This window comes from Moorena sp. SIO3I6, from assembly GCF_010672095.1.
Map to the genome: position 1 here is coordinate 1 of NZ_JAAHHU010001150.1, position 1624 is coordinate 1624.

2 protein-coding genes are annotated in these 1624 nt (G+C 43.8%); both read left to right on the forward strand.

The features are described from left to right. Positions 1–54 precede the first annotated feature (54 nt). A complete protein-coding gene (locus F6K49_RS47130; RefSeq protein WP_293109400.1) occupies positions 55–450 on the forward strand; it encodes a hypothetical protein in 396 nt (131 codons plus the stop codon). Positions 451–1073: 623 nt separating this feature from the next. Continuing rightward, a partial coding sequence (locus F6K49_RS47135; protein WP_293109402.1) for a tetratricopeptide repeat protein occupies positions 1074–1624 on the forward strand: 551 nt, incomplete at its 3' end.

Below are 1624 nucleotides of genomic sequence, written 5' to 3' on the forward strand. Positions count from 1 at the left end.
GCCCCCGGGGGGGAAACCCCCCCGGGGGCCTTGGTTTTGGTCTGGTTTTGTAGCGTGACCTTTGGCCAAGCAGAGCAGGTTAGGTTTGCTAATTTTGTGACATCAAGATTTGAAATAGTCGTGGATAGTATTTCTACGGCTATTTTTTTTTACTTTACTCCCTACTCCCTACTCCCTACTCCCTACTCCCTACTCCCTAGTATAAAAAACGCTATAATTAAAAAAATAACCTTTAATTCAAAAGCGATGGAAACTCAAGACTTAAAAACACTGATTAAAGAAAGCATCCGAGAAGTTTTGAGAGAAGAAAGACTCTTACTATGTCAGATGTTAATGCCTTACGTTAGTGATCAAGAACAAGAAGACCTTGACACCACCTTTGGGCTACCTCAAGACTATGAGACTGAAGACGTGACTGATCTGACAGATTGGATTAAAAATGACCATTAAATTCCGCAAGAGTGCGATTAAATTCTTAGAGTCTGCTGATAATTAAACTATTCCCATTACAGAAATTATTCAAACTCAATAAGCTTGGAAGTAAGAATTCAGCCGTCAGCCGTCAGCCGTCAGCTAAAAGCTCACGCTACTTGAGGTGCCGTCAGCTTATTTTATTTAAAAGCACCGATTACGCTACGCAGACGCTGCGCAAACAGTAGCCTCGCTTATGGCCAATAGCTGATAACTGATAGCTGATAGCTGAATGCTTACGGAATAATTATCGCTCCAGTAACGCTCAAGGAATTTAATCTAACGATTTAAAGGGTTAGCTATTAGGATAAAACGTTGATTTACTATAGTTTTTTATGACAATTCGTGAGCGTTGAAATGTTTATAATAATCCCTGTATAAATTGTTATAATTCTTGTTCCCGACTCCCGACTCCCGACTCCCGACTCCCGACTCCCTGCTCCCTTTACACTAAAAAACTATGTCCTAAACTATACTTCCATTGCTATAAATCCCGATCCCTAAAACGTCAGTAGAACAATCAATAGTGGGTAGCACACTACTGTATTACCCCCACTTCTTTTGATCAGGTTTATTGACTATCCCCAATGGAGGTTCAGGAAATGAATCAAAACCTCTTTATCAAGCTAGCAAGGATTTTAGCCACCGTCGTCGGTGTGATGGGAATGGGAGTGGCTTTCCCTAGGTCTAGCTGGGGGCAAAGTATAATAGCTCAACAACTGAGTTCACCAGGGAGTGAAAGGGCTGAAGAGTTATCCCTAGCAGAAGCCTCTCAACTAACTCAGCAAGCCATTAAGCTTTATCAGCAAGGAAAGTACTCAGAAGCGATTCCCCTAGCTGAGAGAGCATTAGAGATTCGGCGGGAAGTCTTGGGAGAGGAACACCCTGATGTGGCAAGCAGCCTCAATGATCTGGCATTCCTCTACTCAAGCCAGGGCAGATATGGTGAAGCCGAACCCCTCTTTCGACAAGCCTTAGCACTGAGGAAAAAACTCCTGGGTCAAGACCATCCCCATGTGGCACACAGCCTCCATAATCTGGCTGCACTCTACTTAAGCCAGGGCAGATATGGTGAAGCCGAACCCCTCTATCGACAAGCCTTAGCACTGAGGAAAAAACTCCTTGGTCAAGACCATCCCCATGTGGCAACCAG